The sequence below is a fragment of the Pokkaliibacter plantistimulans genome (genome assembly GCF_003194385.1).
GTDB lineage: Bacteria > Pseudomonadota > Gammaproteobacteria > Pseudomonadales > Balneatricaceae > Pokkaliibacter > Pokkaliibacter plantistimulans.
Genome location: NZ_LAPT01000074.1, coordinates 47,148 through 62,240 on the forward strand (window position 1 = coordinate 47,148; position 15,093 = coordinate 62,240).

Consider the following 15,093-nt stretch of genomic DNA (forward strand, 5'->3'; position numbering starts at 1 on the left):
TCAGGCTCCGGTCACTTCAGCTGAATGGGGTGGCAGCGAGGGTGCATCCTGCCCGGCGTCATCTTCTTCCACACGCTTGCGCTTGGGGAACAGACGGCGAATCAGCACGAAGAACAGCGGCACCAGGATAACGGCCAGCAGGGTGGCCGTAATGGTGCCACCGACAATGCCGGTACCTATGGATATCCGGCTGTTGGCGCCAGCACCGGTGGAGACCGCCAGCGGCAGGGTGCCGAAGATAAACGCCAGTGACGTCATCAGAATCGGACGCAGACGCAGCTTGGCGCCTTCCACGGCCGCTGCAAACTGGCTGGCACCACGCTGATAGGCGGCTTCGGCAAACTCAACGATCAGAATGGCGTTTTTCGACGACAGACCAATGGTGGTCAGCAGCGCTACCTGGAAGTAGATGTCATTCTCCAGCCCGCGCAGGGTGGCCGCCAGAGCAGCACCTACCACGCCCAGAGGAATTACCATGATCACTGAGAAGGGCACCGACCAGCTTTCATACAGTGCTGCCAGACAGAGGAAGACCACCAGAATGGAGACAGCGTAGAGCAGGGTGGACTGGCCACTGGACTGGCGCTCCTGATAGGACAGGCCGCTCCAGGTATAGGTGGTGCCTTCCGGCAGGGCGTCCGCCAGTTTCTGCATTTCATTCATGGCTTCGCCCGAGCTGACGCCGGTGGCACCTGCGCCCTGAATTTCATAGGACGACAGACCGTTGAAACGGCTCAGGGTTTGCGGGCCGCTGGTCCACTCCACCGAGCTGACGGCACTGAAGGGGGTCATGCTGGTGTCGTCGCTGGTGCGGACAAACCAGTGCTTCAGGTCATCCGGTGAGGAGCGGTACCGGGCATCGCCCTGCACATAGACTTTTTTCACCCGGCCATTGTCGACGAAATCGTTGACGTAGCTGCCAGCCCAGGCGGTGCTGAGGGTGCTGGTCACATCGGACAGGGACAGGCCGAGTGAGGTGGCTTTGGCCGAGTCGATATTGATCTTCAGTTGCGGTGTGTCACTCAGCGAGCCAAGGCGGATGCCGCTCAGCTTGTCATCCTTGCGTGCTGCTGCCAGCAGCTGGTTCTTGAGCTTTTCAAACTCTGCGCGCGAGGTACCGGGCGCTGCCTGCAGTTCAAAGGTAAAGCCATTGCTCTGGCCCAAACCACGGATCGCCGGGGGCGACATGGCAAAGATGCTGGCATCACGCACGCTGGACAGGTTTTTCATTGCCCGCTGGGAAATAGCAGCGGCGGTGTTGGCTTCGCCCGGGCGGGAATCCCAGTCCTTGTAGGCGACGAAGGCCATGGCCGCGTTTTGTCCGGCGCCACTGAAGTTGAAGCCGGAGATGGTGAACAGGGCGTTGACGTTGTCTTTCTCGTCAGTGAGGAAGTAGTTTTTGACGTCATCCGCCACCGCCATGGTGCGCTTGATCGAGGCGCCGGTCGGCAGGTTGATCTGAATCATCCCTTCACCCTGATCTTCTTCCGGCAGGAAGCCGGTCGGCAGACGCAGCATGAGTACGGCCAGTGCACCGATGATCAGTCCATAAACGATCATCCAGCGAACCGGCTGACGCACGGTGCGGCTGACTCGGCCTTCATAGCGGTTGGTCATGCGGTCAAAGTTGCGGTTGAACCAGCCGAAAAAGCCTTTGCGAGCAGCATGATCACTGGGTTTTAGGATAGAGGCGCAGAGTGTCGGGCTGAGGGTCAGGGCGACAATCACGGACAGGGCCATGGAGGAAACGATAGTGATGGAGAACTGGCGGTAGATCACGCCGGTCGAGCCACCAAAGAATGCCATCGGCAGGAATACCGCAGACAGCACCACGGCGATGCCGATCAGCGCACTACTGATCTCCCCCATGGACTTGATGGTGGCGGCGCGGGGTGACAGCTTCTCTTCGTGCATGACACGTTCGACGTTCTCGACCACCACGATGGCGTCGTCCACCAGCAGACCGATGGAGAGCACCATGCCAAACATGGTCAGGGTGTTGATCGAGTAGCCAAACACGGACAGCACGCCGAAGGTACCCAGCAACACCACCGGCACGGCAATGGCGGGGATCAGCGTTGCACGCCAGCTCTGCAGGAACACAAACATCACCACCACCACCAGCGCGATGGCCTCGAACAGGGTTTTCACCACTTCTTCGATGGAGATGCGGATGAACTGGGTACTGTCCTTGGGATAGGCCACTTCATAACCCTGCGGCATATTTTTCTGCAGCGCGCTGATGGTGCTCTTGACGCGCTCTGCAGTGGACATGGCATTGGCGCCGGGGGCCAGCATCACCGCAATACCGGACGCCGGGTGACCATTCAGACGGGGAACGTAGTTGTAGCTTTCCGCACCCAGCTCGACGGTGGCAATGTCGCCCAGTTTGACGTCTGCACCGCTACTGTCGTGCTTGATGATGATGTTGCGGAACTGTTCCGGGGTGGTGAGCATCGACTGGGCCGTGACGGTGGCGTTCAGTTCCTGCACGTCGGTCGTGGGCATACCGCCGATATTACCGGCAGCCACCTGAGCATTCTGGGACTCCAGTGCAGAGGTGATATCCGAAGGCATCAGATCGTAGGCAGCCAGTTTGGTGGGGTCCAGCCAGATACGCATGGCATATTGTGAACCGAACACCTGTACGCTGCCGACCCCTTCCAGACGGGCGATGGAGTCGGAGATGTTGCTGGAAATGTAGTCGGAGATATCGTAGTGGGTCGCCTTGTCGGTCTTGTCATAGACTGCGGCAATCAGCAGGAAGTCAGACTGTGATTTGGCAACGGTCACGCCCTGTGACTGCACTGACTCGGGCAGCCGCGAGGTGATCTGCGACACCTTGTTCTGTACCTGAACCTGAGCAGTATCGGCATTGGTGCCCTGTTCAAAGGTCACGTCGATGGAGGCTTTGCCTGAAGACGAGGAACTGGAGGTGAAGTAGAGCAGACCATCGATACCGGTCAGCTCCTGTTCAATCACCTGAGTGACACTGTTTTCGACGGTTTCCGCCGAGGCGCCGGTGTAGGTGGTGGAGATCTTGACGGTCGGTGGCGCTACGTCAGGATACTGGGCGACCGGCAGGGTGAACAGCGCTGCCAGTCCCGAAAGCATGATGATAATGGAGATCACCCAGGCAAAGACCGGGCGATGAATAAAGAAGCGAGCTAGCATCGGTTACATCGCTCCTTTGTCCTGATCGGTCGCGCCCTGATTGGCGACCTTGCTGGCATCGGCGGCCTTGTCAGTCACTGAGCCGTCTGCGGCCAGTTCCACTTCCACACTTTTCACTTTCTGACCGGCAGCAACCTTGCCTGTTCCTTCGACAATCAGCTTGTCTCCAGCGGACAGACCCTGAGTAATCAGCCATTTATCACCGATGGAGCGATCAGTGGTGACCTGCCGCTGTTCCACCGTGCCGTCGTCCTTAATCACCAGTGCGGTGGCATTGCCACGGGCATCGCGGGCCACACCGCGCTGTGGTACCAGCATGGCCTGGGTATCCACGGCTTCGTCCAGCACGGCACGGACAAACATGCCGGGCATCAGCAGATCGTCATCATTGGGGAACTGAGCGCGCAGTGTTACTGAGCCTGTGGACTCATCAACAGCCACTTCACGCACGGTCAGGGTACCTTTGTCAGCATAGGTCGAGCCGTCTTCCAGCTGCAGGCTGACTTCGGTGTTGCCACTGCTGACACCTGAGCGCTTAAGGGTCTGACGCAATTTCAGCACTTCCTTGCTGGACTGGGTCAGGTCAACATAAATCGGGTTGAGCGAACGAATGGTGGCGAGGGCGGTGTCCTGATCAGCGGTGACCAGTGCGCCTTCGGTGACCGACGAAATACCGATGCGGCCGGCAATGGGGGCCTTCACCTGCGTGTGATCAAGGTCGATCTTGGCGCTTTCTACCGCGGCCTTGTATTTCTCCACACTGGCGACGGCTTCCAGATAGGCCGCATGGGCATCGTCAGCATCCTGTCTGGAAACGCCTTCGGACTTGGCCAGCGCCGCATAGCGCTGATCTTTCAGTTTGGCCGAGCGTACCGTCGCTTCCGAGTTCAGCAGGTCGGCCCTGGCCTCGTTGTAAGCGGCTTTGTAGCTGGAGTCGTCAATCTGATACAGCAGCTGGCCTTTTTTGACCTCTGAGCCTTCCTCAAACAGACGTTTTTCCACGATGCCGCTGACCTGCGGGCGAACTTCCGCCGTGGTGGAGGCCACAGTACGACCTTGTAATTCCGTTTTCAGGGGGACTTCACTGGTAGTGAGGGTGATATAGCCGACTTCCGGGGTGCGCTGCTGGTGTTGCTGCTGTGCCACTTCCTCTTTCTGGCAGCCAACCAGAGCGAGGGGCACAAGGATCAGCCCAGCCATCGTAGATAAGTATTTCATGAGTTACCGATGCCACAGGATAAAATTGAGAATGATCATTCTCAAAACTATACAATGCGTCTGTTACTGCCCCTAGCAGCAAGGTTTAAAGAATGGTTACAACAGATAACAAGAGCCAGACCAAAACAGAAAGGGACCAGCAACGCCGCGAGCATATTCTTGATGCGGCGCAGCACCATGTGGTGGAGCTGGGCTTCCACCGCACCAGCATGGCAATGATTGCCGAGTCATCCGGGCTGAGTGTCGGGCAGATTTATCGCTACTTTGAAAATAAGGAAGCGATCATCGCGGCGCTGGTGGAACGCATGACCAATCAGCGTCTGCAATGGATGGAGCTGGAAAAAGGCTGGCTGAAGCCGGTGGAGTGGAATGAAAGCAGCATGGCGCCAGCCCGTATCGCCGATGCTGACCGGGCGCTGCTGCTGGAAATTCAGGCCGAGGCGGCGCGTAATCCGGCCATTGCCGAGATTTCCTATCAGGCCCATCTGACCCTGCAGGCCAAGGCGGTCAGCCTTCTGCGCAAGGCTTTTCCCGAGGCTGATGATGACTACCTTAAACTGATTGTCGAGCTGCGCGCCACCCTGATTCAGGGCATGATGCTGCGCCGCTATGACGCGCGGGATATGGATCAGGGCAAGATGACCCGATTTTGTATGGAGCTGTTACTCAGTCTGCTGAACGACCCGCTGGATACGCCCAGCCTCACTGAGCCACAGAACATATTTCCGGCCTCACGAGTCAGCAGACTGTAAGCGTGTTGTCATGGCAGCTCATCGCTGTTGGTCAGCGCCTGAATCATGCTGCCCGGCTGGATGACACTTTCCCATTCGTGCAGGAAGCGGTTGCGCTTCATCTGGTCCAGATAGACCAGCAACCCGAGCCCCAGGCTGATGGGATGATAGCTGGACTCATAATTGAGCCGGATACCATTGGCTGAGCGAGGGCCATCGCCGAGCAGACTGATCAGGCCGCTGTGATTGGCAATGTCGTCCTGACCTTCGACGGACAGCAGAAAATCGATGAACTGCTGCGCCAGTTTGGGTGAGCTGGCCTTTTTCGAGATCAGGGCGATAGGGCTCATGGCCAGGGTGTAGTCGGACGGAATGATTACGCCCAGTCGTGGGTCCTGCAGCGCCCGGCTGAGGGAGTAGGAACCCAACACGTTGTAGCCGAGGATCAGTTTGCCGGAGGCGACCGCATCGAGTATCAGGCTTGTACAGCAGAACGTCTGCACATCCGCACGGCCAAGGCTTTCCAGCAGACGGCCGTTGATACTGGAGTGCACGGCATCCTGCGTAAACAGCATGTAGCCGACACCGGACAGGCGAATATCATAGGTGCCGACTTTCTGCTGGTAGAACGCGGGTTGTTCGCGCAGCTGGGTCGCCAGTTCTTCATGGGTACGCGGCAGCGTCTGATCCTTGAAGGCGGCTTTGTTGTAGACCATCACCAGCGGCTCAAAAGCAAAACCAAAGCCTTCATGTCGCCACTTGGCCCAGTCGGGCAGATCATCGGTATTGGCCGAATCGTAGGGGCGGGCATAGCCGTCATTGATCAGTTTGGCCTGCAGGTCCATGGCCGAGCTGATAATGATGTCGGTGGTGGTCGCCCGATGCAGATATTCACTGCGAAAATCCATGTACAGCTGAGGTGACAGCACTTCTTCGTAGCGAACCTGTATCGAAGGATGCTGTTCCTGAAAGGCGCGAATTAACGGGAAAATCGCCGATTTGTCGGTAGAGCCCTTGATAAACAGCCAGTTGCCTTCGTCCTGCTTGCCGGTGTCATGGGGTTTGTCATCACCGGCATTGGCGGTGAAAGGGTCTGAGGCGCCATAAGGTGCGCTGCCCAGAGTGGGCGCCTTGTCATCCGGTGAGTCCGCCACAGCACTCTGGCTGCCGAGCCAGCATAGTGTCACGGCAACGGTCGCCAGCAGGCAGCGCTGCAGGCGCGGTAAAACGGCACGATATTGCCCTGTCATGATCATTCCTGCTCCGCGGCCGGGAAGGACAGTGTCACTTTGAGTCCGCCACTTTCTCCATTGCTCAGCGTCATGTCCGCCTGATGCGCATCGGCAACGGCCCGGACGATGGCCAGCCCCAGACCTGACCCTGCACGATCTTCCGCCAGACGCTCGAAACGCTGCTGCACCTGCTGATGCTGCGCGGTGGGGATGCCCGGCCCGTGATCTTCGACACTGATCTGCAGCTGGCCATTCTGAGCGTGCACAGCGAGTGTAATCTGGTTGTCCGCCGGGCCATATTTAACGGCATTATCCAGCAGGTTACGCAGCGCCTCCTTGAGACTGATGGTGTCGCCCTGAATCCAGGCTGCCTGCACATTGGTGTCATAGCCAAAGTCCACTGCGGTATGGGCATGGTCGCGCACAGCTTCGGTCAGAACCTGGCGCCCCAGTTCGGTCAGGTTGACTCTGGCCAGCGTTTGCGTGTCGCCGCGGTGAATCACCAGAGCGTGCGCCAGCAGCTGGTTGGTCAGGCGAATCAGCCGCTTACTCAGCTCGCGGGCCTTGCTCAGGCGACGCTTGAGTGCGGCGTTGTCCTGTTCATGCTCCGCCATATCAAGCTGTACCTGTAGGGTACTAAGCGGCGTGCGGATCTGATGGGCGGCATCGGCGATAAAGTTCTGCATCAGATTGAGGTTGCCCTGCAGCCGTCGCATGAAGGTGTTCAGTGAGTTGACCAGTGGCGCAATTTCCTTCGGCGCAGGGACTTCCAGCGGGCTGAGCTGGGCCGGAGCGCGGTTGCGTAAATCCTGACTGATCAGGCCCAGTGGCCGCAGCGCCCGACCTATGCCGAACCAGACAAACAGCAAGCCCAGCGACATGATCAGCAACAACAGCCCCAGCGCATTGAGAAACACTTCCCAGGTCAGGGCGGTACGGGCGATGCGGGTCTGGCCAATCTGTACCGTGACCCAGCCGTGTATGCCCTGTTCGGTCAGCAGTTTGCTTTGCAGCAGAAAGCGCACGGTTTCACCGCTGTAGCGGGCATTGAAGAACACCGGTTCATTGCCGGGCTTCCAGTGCTCAGGCAGGGGCAGATCCGGATAGCCGGTCAGCGGGAAACCGTCTGGCCCCAGTACCTGATAGAACGCCCGGTCTTCGGGTGCCAGGCTCAGCATCGACATGGTGGAGTAGGGCATGTCCACTTCGATACCTTCATTGGTGACGAAAACACGTTCCAGAATGGACAGGCTGGCGCCGGTCAGCAGCCGGTCGAAGGAGTAGTCAGCGGCACGCTCGGCATAGCGCCAGATGCCAACGCCCAGCAGCAGCAGGGCGATGATAAAAATTGCCCCCATGCGAATCAGCAGGCGGCGTTTGAGGGAGTAGCGTCTGGCCATGGTGCGCGGAAACAGGCGTCAGTCGTCAACATGGGCGAGATAGCCCATGCCACGAATGGTCTTGATCACCAGCGACGAGCCATCGAGGCGCTTGCGCAGACGAGTCAGGGTCTGCTCGATGGCGTTGGGCGTGTGGGCTTCATCAAAGGTGTAGAGGCGGTCTGCGATGTCTTCCTTGGTCAGCACATGATCGAGGGCGCCAAGAAACACTTCCAGCAGCTGCACTTCGCGATGGCGCAGATCAATCGGCTCGTCATTGATGAATACCTGACGTGAGGCCGGATCAAACAGCAGATTGCCACAGCGCACTTCATTGCTGGCGTTGCCGCGATCCCGGCGCAGCAGAGCACGGGTGCGGGCTGCCAGCTCGCGGAAATCAAAGGGTTTGACCAGATAGTCGTCGGCCCCCAGATCCAGTGCGCTGACCCGATCGTCAATTTCAGCACGGGCGGTCAGGACCAGAACCGGCACCTGATTACCCTGACGGCGTAATGCCTTCAGCAGCTGATAGCCATCTTTGCCGGGCAGGTTGATATCCAGAATAAGTAGTTCAAAGCTTTGATAGGCCAGCACTTTTTCTGCCTGTTCGGCGGAGCTGACCCAGTCCAGCGGATGGCCGTGGTGGCGGAAATACTCAGCCACGGCATCGGCAAGTTCGACATTGTCTTCGATGAGTAATATGCGCATCTCGGTTCTGCGATGGTAGTTCTTGTCTTTGGCCGCGGGGCGAATGAGGGTCGTGCCCTCATCTTCCCGTTGCTGGCCATTCCGTGGCAGTGACTCAAGCCTAGCAGAAATTGTAACCGTAGCAGAACTGCGACGCTGTGGGGTGAAGACGGGGAATAAGGAAAAGTGCAGGCCTTCGGCAATGTGCGCTGGCGTGAATGAGCATCATGGTCTAGACATTAGACCTTAGAATAAGAGCCCATAGCTGATACGTGTGTGTCAGGATCGTGTCAGGTTGCAAGCGTATGTTTATTCGACATGTTGACCCCCATCCCGGTCACATTGTGTTTTCAAAAATTCCCCAGCAGGTGGAGATAACAACAATGAAACGCCTTTTTGCACTGCCCGTACTGGCTTTGTCTTCTGTTCTCGTCAGCGCACCCATGATGGCCAATGCCGCTGATATGCCCAAAGCGCCTGAGTGTATCGCTCCTGCCAACCCCGGTGGTGGCTGGGACTTTACCTGTCGTAGCGTGGGTAAACTGCTGTCTGCTCTGAGCTATGTTGATGGCAACGTGCAGACCGTGAACATGCCTGGTGCTGGCGGCGGCGTAGCTTTCGCTCACGTCGTATCCAAACGCAACACCGACAACGGTGTCTTCGTTGCTGCTTCCACTGCCACCACTACCCGCCTGGCACAGGGCCAGTTCCCTGGCGTTAACGCCGACATGGTGAAGTGGGTAGGTACTCTGGGTGCAGACTACGGTGTTATCGCCGTGTCCAAAGACTCTCCTTACAAAACTCTGGGCGATCTTTTGGGCGCGCTGAAAAGCGATCCTAACTCAGTCAAGTTCGGTGGCGGTAGCGCCAACGGCGGCTGGGATCACCTGAAAGTGCTGATGACTGCCAAAGCCGGTGGTGTAGACAAGCTGCGTGACATCAAATATCTGGCCTTCAACGGCGGTGGTGAAGCCATTACTCAGGTCATTGGTGGCCACATTGGCGCCTTCACCGGTGACGTTTCTGAAGTGCTGGGCTTCCTGCAGTCAGGCGACCTGCGCGTGCTGGCCGTACTGTCTGATGATCGTCTGCCTGCTCCTTACGATCAGATTCCTACTGCCAAAGAACAGGGTGTTGATACCACTGCTCCCAACTGGCGTGGTTTCTACATCCCCGGTGGCGCTTCTGACGATACCTACAACTGGTGGGTAAGCTCACTGGACAAACTGTACGACTCACCTGCCTGGAAAGACGTGATGACCGAGAACGGCCTGCTGCCTTTCCACAAGTCAGGCGCTGAGTTCAACGAGTTTGTTCACAAGCAGATCCAGGATATTGCTGAAATCTCCAAAGAAGTTGGCCTGCTCAAGTAATTGAGTGAGTGAAATGGGGGAGTGCCTGCCACTCCCCCATTGATAGTTTCCGTTCGGCTCCCGGCACGTCTCGTCGACATGGGGCATCTTCCTTCTCGCAAACTTGTCCATGGAGACGGCCAGAGCCGTGTGGTCCGTGGCTCAGTCGCATCTGCGATTGGGCTTAACGGTGAAGTGATGGGCGTAATAGGTGGAGGTAGCACATGCTACTGAACAATGATCGTATCTTCGGCATGTTGATGCTGGTTCTGGCCGTAGCTTACGGCTGGGGTGCCACTCAATTACCCGAACCTTTTGGTGGCAACGAAGTCGTTGGCCCCAGTACTTTTCCTTCGATTCTGGCCTGGATTCTGGGCCTGTGCGCCATCTACCTGATCGTTAAGCCTGACCCCTCGCAGGAATGGCCCAGTGCCAAGATTTTCGGGGAGCTGCTGGTCGTTGTAGTGGTATTGCTGGGTTATGCCTGGTCTCTGGATTATCTGGGCTTCATCCTGGCCAGCTTTGCCTGTGTCGCTATCCTGAGCTGGCGTATGGGCGCCACCCTGGCTTCTGCCGCGCTGGTCGGTCTGGGGACGTCTGTGGGTGTGTTTCTGATTTTTGATATCGGTCTTGAATTGCCGCTGCCCATGGGCCTGTTGGGAGGTTTGGCATAATGGAAACGTTAAATTTTCTGATGCACGGTTTTGGTGTTGCACTAACACCGTCCAACCTGATGTTTGCTGCCATCGGCTCCATTCTGGGGACGCTAATCGGCGCACTGCCTGGTCTTGGCCCTGCCAACGGCGTGGCTATCCTGATTCCTCTGGCGTTCAGCCTCGGTTTGCCTGCTGATTCGGCGCTGATCCTGCTGACTTCGGTGTATGCCGGTGCCATGTACGGTGGCCGTATTTCCAGCATTATGCTGAACATCCCCGGCGATGAACCTGCGTTGATGACCACGCTGGATGGTTATCCCATGGCGCGTCAGGGCAAGGCTGCCGAAGCGCTGGCGATTTCGGCGATTGCTTCCTTTATAGGCAGCTTCATTGCCACCATCGGCCTGATCCTGCTGGCACCGATTCTGGCCAAATTTGCCCTGCACTTTGGTCCTGCAGAATATTTCGCCCTGTTTGCACTGGCTTTTGCCACGCTGGGCGGCGTGACGGGTAAAAACCCGGTCAAGACGCTGCTGGCTGCGGCCCTGGGTCTGATGATTGCTACGGTGGGGATTGACCACAACACCGGTACCCCACGTTACACCTTCAATACCCTTGAGCTGTATGAAGGCGTTGATTTCATCATCGTGCTGGTAGGTATGTTTGCCATCAGTGAGCTGATGTTCTTTATCGAGGCTCATGCCGGTGCTGGCCATCAGATGGTGGTACTGAACAAGCTGCGTCTGAAAATGTCTGACATCTTCCACGTACTGCCCACTGCCATTCGTGGTTCTGTGCTGGGCTTCGTTGCGGGTGTATTGCCAGGCGCAGGCGCCTCTCTGGGCAGCTTCATCTGCTATACTCTGGAAAAACGTTTGCTGGGTAACAAAGCTCACTTTGGCGAGGGTGATCCCCGTGGCGTGGCCGCTCCTGAAGCAGGCAACAATGCGGCGGCTAACGGTGCGCTGGTCCCCATGCTGACACTGGGCGTGCCCGGTAGTGGCACCACAGCGGTACTGCTGGCCATGCTGATTTCCCTGAACATCACCCCCGGTCCGATGCTGTTCCAGCAGCACGCTGATCTGGTATGGGGCGTCATTGCGGCACTGTTTGTCGGTAACTTCATTCTGCTGCTGCTGAACATTCCGATGGTCGGTATCTTCGTCAAGCTGCTGAGCATCCGACCCATGTACCTGATGCCCATCGTGACGCTGGTCGCCTCAATCGGTATCTATTCACTGAGCCACAGCGCCATGGATCTCTACTTCATGGTGGCCTTCGGCATCTTCGGTTATGTTCTGCGCAAGATCGAGATTCCTCTGGTGCCGGTCATTCTGGGCATGTTGCTTGGCCCGGAAATGGAAACCAGCATGCGTCATGCGCTGACCATTTCTGATGGCAGCTGGAACATCTTCTACAGTAGTGGTCTGAGCATCGGTCTGTGGGCTATCGCCATTCTTGGCCTGATCCTGCCTACCGTACTGGGCCCGCTGCTGCGTGGAAAAATGAACAAGGCACGTCAACACGAAGGTCAGAAAGTCTGAGCGAATGGCGACTGACTGAACTGACACACAGCAAACAGGCGGGGGATTCCCGCCTGTTTGCATTTTGCGGGTTGGGATTTTACCGAAGGAAGTGCAGACCGCGTATCTGGCAACGCTGTGCTATGGTTATGGGTGGATTTCATGATTAGCAGCACAGAACAATACGAGGTTACACCACATGGAAGTCAACATTCGTCATGCGGACAAGGCCGACGTCGATGCCGTTCGCGTTATCTACAGTCAGCCTCATGCCTATGAGAACACCCTGCAGTTGCCCTATCCCTCACAGGAGTCATGGGAAGCGCGTTTTGATCAGGTGGGCACCCATTATCATAATCTGATTGCTGAGGTCGGGGATGACGTCGTCGGCCAGCTCAGCCTGATCAGTAATAATCGGCCGCGACGACGACATGTGGCTGAGTTTGGTATGGCTGTCCGGCAGGATTATCTGGGCAAGGGCGTCGGTTCAGCGCTGCTGCGGGCAGCTTTGGACATGTGTGATCGTTGGCTGAATATCGAGCGTGTGGAAATAGAGGTGTACACCGACAACGCAGCGGCCATTGCGCTGTACAAGAAGTTTGGTTTTGAAATTGAAGGTGAGCATAAACTCTACGCCTTCAAGAACGGCCATTATGCAGATGTATTTACCATGGCGCGTTTTCGTCCACTGATGAAGAGCTAGGTTAAGTAGTACCGCTATTCACCTCAAGAGAGGGCACGCTGCCTCAAAACGGACTCGCCCCATTAACGCAGGTCAATGCCGACGGTTGCCAGTATCGGAATGTCAGGAAGCAGAAATAACAAAGGTGAGCCTGTCAGCTCGCCTTTGCTTTTTGCAGTGATGAACTTTGCGTAGAGCGTGAACTCGCTCTTAGTTCAGTGCAGCCAGTGCCGCTTCATAATTAGGTTCATTGGCCACTTCGCCCACCAGCTCGGTGTAGGCCACTTTACCTTCAGCATCAACGACAACGACACAACGTGCGGTCAGGCCGGTCAGCGGGCCGTCGATCAGTTTTACGCCGTAATCAGCTGCGAAATCAGAGCGGAAGGCAGAAGCCGGGATAACCTTGTCCAGACCTTCAGCGCCGCAGAAGCGCGCCTGGGCAAAAGGCAGATCCTGAGAAACACACAGAACGACGGTGTTTTCCAGCGCGCTGGCTTTCTGGTTGAACACGCGAACAGAGGTGGCGCAGGTAGGGGTATCAATGCTGGGGAAAACGTTCAGCACAACGCGCTGACCTTTCAGGCTTTCCAGAGTCACTTCAGACAGATCAGTTTTGACCAGTGTCAGGGCAGGGGCCTGGCTGCCAACCGCAGGCAGGTCGCCGTTGGTGTTGAATGGATTACCTTTCAGCGTAACTGTAGCCATGTTCAAACTCCGTGTTGAATACCCACATCAGTATGCGGGTAGTAGTTGAGTAGCAGGGTCAGATATTGCGGGTGCAGGAGGTGAAATACAAGGTGTCGGGGCTGGTACGCGACCTGAAAAGCAAAAAGCCGAAGCAGGGCTTCGGCTTTTTGCGGGTATGGCTCACTGAATAGCGAGACAGGTATTAGCGCAGCTTGCTGATATCTTTCGCGTCCCAGTGCGGGAAGTACTTGCGTACCAGCACGTTCAGCTCCTGCTCGAAAGCCTGCAGACGCTCAAGCTCATCCAGTTCCTTCTCACCCTGCGCATCGGCGATGCTGGCGATCATGCCTGCACCCAGCGTGGCGTTGGACATGCGGTCAATCAGGATAAAGGCGCCGGTGGTGCTGTTCTGCTCGTAGGCATCCAGTGCCAGTGGCTCATCCGTTACCAAACGGCAGCGACCAATCTCATTCAGGGCCAGGCTACGTGTGGCAGATTGAGCCATGGTGTTGACGTCGGTCTTGAAGTCAATGCGTTCCACCTTGGCAGGAATCAGCTTGCCACCGGTTTTCAGCCAGTAGCGCTTGCCTGCTTCCAGCTCGGCTTCGCTCATCCAGACGATATCGGCATCGAACGTATCAGAAACGGTCGGCAGGTTATCGCTCCTGACGATGACGTCGCCACGGCTGATATCGATTTCGTCTTCCAGTACCAGGGTGATGGCCTGAGGCGGGAAGGCTTCGTCCAGCTCACCGTCGGCAGTCACAATGGCTTTGACCTTGCTGGATTTGCCAGAGGGCAGGGCAGTGACGCTGTCGCCTTTGCGCACGATGCCGGAGGCGACCGTACCGCAGAAACCACGGAAGTCCAGGTTGGGACGGTTGACGAACTGCACGGGCATGCGGAAGTCGTCGAAGTTGATGTCTTTGGTGATCTCAACGTTTTCCAGAATCTGCATCAGCGGCTCACCCTGATACCAAGGCATGGCGTCAGACTTGTTCACCACGTTGTCACCGTTCAGGGCAGACATCGGCACAAACTGGATATCAGGGATATGCAGAGCCTTGGCGAACTCCAGATATTCATCGCGGATGCGGTTGAATTCGGCTTCATCAAAGTGCACCAGATCCATCTTGTTGATGGCGACGACAACGTGCTTGATACCCAGCAGGTTGACAATAAAACTGTGACGGCGAGTCTGGGTCAGTACACCACGGCGGGCATCGATAAGAATGATGGCCAGGTTGGCGGTGGAAGCACCGGTAGCCATGTTGCGGGTGTACTGCTCATGGCCGGGGGTGTCAGCGATGATGAACTTGCGCTTGTCAGTAGAGAAATAGCGGTAAGCCACATCGATGGTGATACCTTGCTCACGCTCAGACTGCAGGCCATCCACCAGCAACGCCAGGTCCAGCGCTTCACCTGCATTGCCCACACGTTCGTTGTCTTTGTGCAGGGCTGCCAGATGGTCTTCAAAAATCAGCTTGGTGTCATAAAGCAGACGGCCAATCAGGGTGGATTTGCCATCGTCAACGCTGCCGCAGGTGATAAAGCGCAGCAGGTCCTTGTTCTCGTGCTGTTTCAGGTAGCCGAGGATATCGGATTCGATCAGTTCGGAGGCGTGACTCATTCGGTTCTCCTAATCGGAAGTGCAGGCACTGATGCTGGCCTGCAAGCTTCCATATCTCATTCGTTCTTGCTAAGGGCTGTGAACAACACGCCTTTAGCGGGCTGTTGAAAATCTATCAGCGTTGCCGAATACCGCGTCA

General features: G+C 56.9%; 12 protein-coding genes. 5 read left to right on the plus strand and 7 right to left on the minus strand.

The features are described 5' to 3' along the window. Positions 1-3,174, minus strand: a complete 3,174-nt coding sequence (locus tag WH50_RS15045) for an efflux RND transporter permease subunit (protein WP_110188050.1) — start codon at positions 3,172-3,174, stop codon at positions 1-3. A 3-nt stretch (positions 3,175-3,177) separates the two neighbouring features. After that, complete coding sequence (locus WH50_RS15050) at positions 3,178-4,392, minus strand: efflux RND transporter periplasmic adaptor subunit (protein ID WP_110188051.1); 1,215 nt, start codon at positions 4,390-4,392, stop codon at positions 3,178-3,180. Positions 4,393-4,484: 92 nt separating this feature from the next. Between WH50_RS15050 and WH50_RS15055 the strand changes: the two genes are divergently transcribed. Continuing rightward, positions 4,485-5,144, plus strand: a complete 660-nt coding sequence (locus WH50_RS15055) for a TetR/AcrR family transcriptional regulator (RefSeq protein ID WP_110188052.1) — start codon at positions 4,485-4,487, stop codon at positions 5,142-5,144. Positions 5,145-5,152: 8 nt separating this feature from the next. Here the strand turns inward: WH50_RS15055 and WH50_RS15060 are convergent, their stop codons facing one another. Genes WH50_RS15060 through WH50_RS15070 form a run of 3 tightly spaced genes read right to left on the minus strand, consistent with a single transcriptional unit; the run spans position 5,153 to position 8,442 of the window. After that, complete coding sequence (locus tag WH50_RS15060; protein WP_165838442.1) at positions 5,153-6,373, minus strand: ABC transporter substrate-binding protein; 1,221 nt, start codon at positions 6,371-6,373, stop codon at positions 5,153-5,155. Between the two features lie 2 nt (positions 6,374-6,375). Continuing rightward, on the minus strand, positions 6,376-7,755 hold the full coding sequence (locus WH50_RS15065; protein ID WP_110188054.1) for a sensor histidine kinase: 1,380 nt from the start codon (positions 7,753-7,755) through the stop codon (positions 6,376-6,378). Between the two features lie 18 nt (positions 7,756-7,773). Beyond that, positions 7,774-8,442, minus strand: a complete 669-nt coding sequence (locus tag WH50_RS15070; protein WP_104155262.1) for a response regulator transcription factor — start codon at positions 8,440-8,442, stop codon at positions 7,774-7,776. A gap of 362 nt (positions 8,443-8,804) precedes the next feature. Here WH50_RS15070 and WH50_RS15075 point away from each other — a divergent pair, with 362 nt between their 5' ends. The 4 genes from WH50_RS15075 (at position 8,805) to WH50_RS15090 (ending at position 12,655) form a co-directional block, all read left to right on the plus strand. After that, positions 8,805-9,794, plus strand: a complete 990-nt coding sequence (locus WH50_RS15075) for a Bug family tripartite tricarboxylate transporter substrate binding protein (RefSeq protein ID WP_110188055.1) — start codon at positions 8,805-8,807, stop codon at positions 9,792-9,794. A gap of 203 nt (positions 9,795-9,997) precedes the next feature. Continuing rightward, positions 9,998-10,447 (plus strand): tripartite tricarboxylate transporter TctB family protein, encoded by a 450-nt coding sequence (locus WH50_RS15080; protein ID WP_110188056.1) that lies wholly within the window; start codon positions 9,998-10,000, stop codon positions 10,445-10,447. Further along, positions 10,447-11,973: a tripartite tricarboxylate transporter permease gene (locus tag WH50_RS15085; RefSeq protein ID WP_104155259.1), complete on the plus strand. Its 1,527-nt coding sequence runs from the start codon at positions 10,447-10,449 to the stop codon at positions 11,971-11,973. The genes WH50_RS15080 and WH50_RS15085 overlap by 1 nt, the downstream gene beginning before the upstream one ends. A gap of 178 nt (positions 11,974-12,151) precedes the next feature. After that, positions 12,152-12,655 (plus strand): GNAT family N-acetyltransferase, encoded by a 504-nt coding sequence (locus WH50_RS15090; protein ID WP_110188057.1) that lies wholly within the window; start codon positions 12,152-12,154, stop codon positions 12,653-12,655. Positions 12,656-12,844: 189 nt separating this feature from the next. Here WH50_RS15090 and tpx read toward each other — a convergent pair whose 3' ends face one another. Together tpx and cysN are read right to left on the minus strand one after the other, a co-directional pair. Next, complete coding sequence (tpx, locus tag WH50_RS15095; protein WP_104155257.1) at positions 12,845-13,342, minus strand: thiol peroxidase; 498 nt, start codon at positions 13,340-13,342, stop codon at positions 12,845-12,847. A 184-nt stretch (positions 13,343-13,526) separates the two neighbouring features. Then, a complete protein-coding gene (gene cysN, locus WH50_RS15100; RefSeq protein ID WP_110188058.1) occupies positions 13,527-14,954 on the minus strand; it encodes a sulfate adenylyltransferase subunit CysN in 1,428 nt (475 codons plus the stop codon). Between the last annotated feature and the right edge of the window lie 139 nt (positions 14,955-15,093).

What these genes read in the sequence shown, in the direction of transcription:
- WH50_RS15085 (WP_104155259.1), top strand. Translation starts at nt 10,447, where the DNA reads ATGGAAACGTTAAATTTTCTGATGCACGGTTTTGGTGTTGCACTAACA.
- WH50_RS15070 (WP_104155262.1), bottom strand. Translation starts at nt 8,442, where the DNA reads ATGCGCATATTACTCATCGAAGACAATGTCGAACTTGCCGATGCCGTG.
- WH50_RS15075 (WP_110188055.1), top strand. Translation starts at nt 8,805, where the DNA reads ATGAAACGCCTTTTTGCACTGCCCGTACTGGCTTTGTCTTCTGTTCTC.
- WH50_RS15060 (WP_165838442.1), bottom strand. Translation starts at nt 6,373, where the DNA reads ATGACAGGGCAATATCGTGCCGTTTTACCGCGCCTGCAGCGCTGCCTG.
- WH50_RS15055 (WP_110188052.1), top strand. Translation starts at nt 4,485, where the DNA reads ATGGTTACAACAGATAACAAGAGCCAGACCAAAACAGAAAGGGACCAG.
- WH50_RS15045 (WP_110188050.1), bottom strand. Translation starts at nt 3,174, where the DNA reads ATGCTAGCTCGCTTCTTTATTCATCGCCCGGTCTTTGCCTGGGTGATC.
- tpx (WP_104155257.1), bottom strand. Translation starts at nt 13,342, where the DNA reads ATGGCTACAGTTACGCTGAAAGGTAATCCATTCAACACCAACGGCGAC.
- cysN (WP_110188058.1), bottom strand. Translation starts at nt 14,954, where the DNA reads ATGAGTCACGCCTCCGAACTGATCGAATCCGATATCCTCGGCTACCTG.
- WH50_RS15080 (WP_110188056.1), top strand. Translation starts at nt 9,998, where the DNA reads ATGCTACTGAACAATGATCGTATCTTCGGCATGTTGATGCTGGTTCTG.
- WH50_RS15065 (WP_110188054.1), bottom strand. Translation starts at nt 7,755, where the DNA reads ATGGCCAGACGCTACTCCCTCAAACGCCGCCTGCTGATTCGCATGGGG.
- WH50_RS15050 (WP_110188051.1), bottom strand. Translation starts at nt 4,392, where the DNA reads ATGAAATACTTATCTACGATGGCTGGGCTGATCCTTGTGCCCCTCGCT.
- WH50_RS15090 (WP_110188057.1), top strand. Translation starts at nt 12,152, where the DNA reads ATGGAAGTCAACATTCGTCATGCGGACAAGGCCGACGTCGATGCCGTT.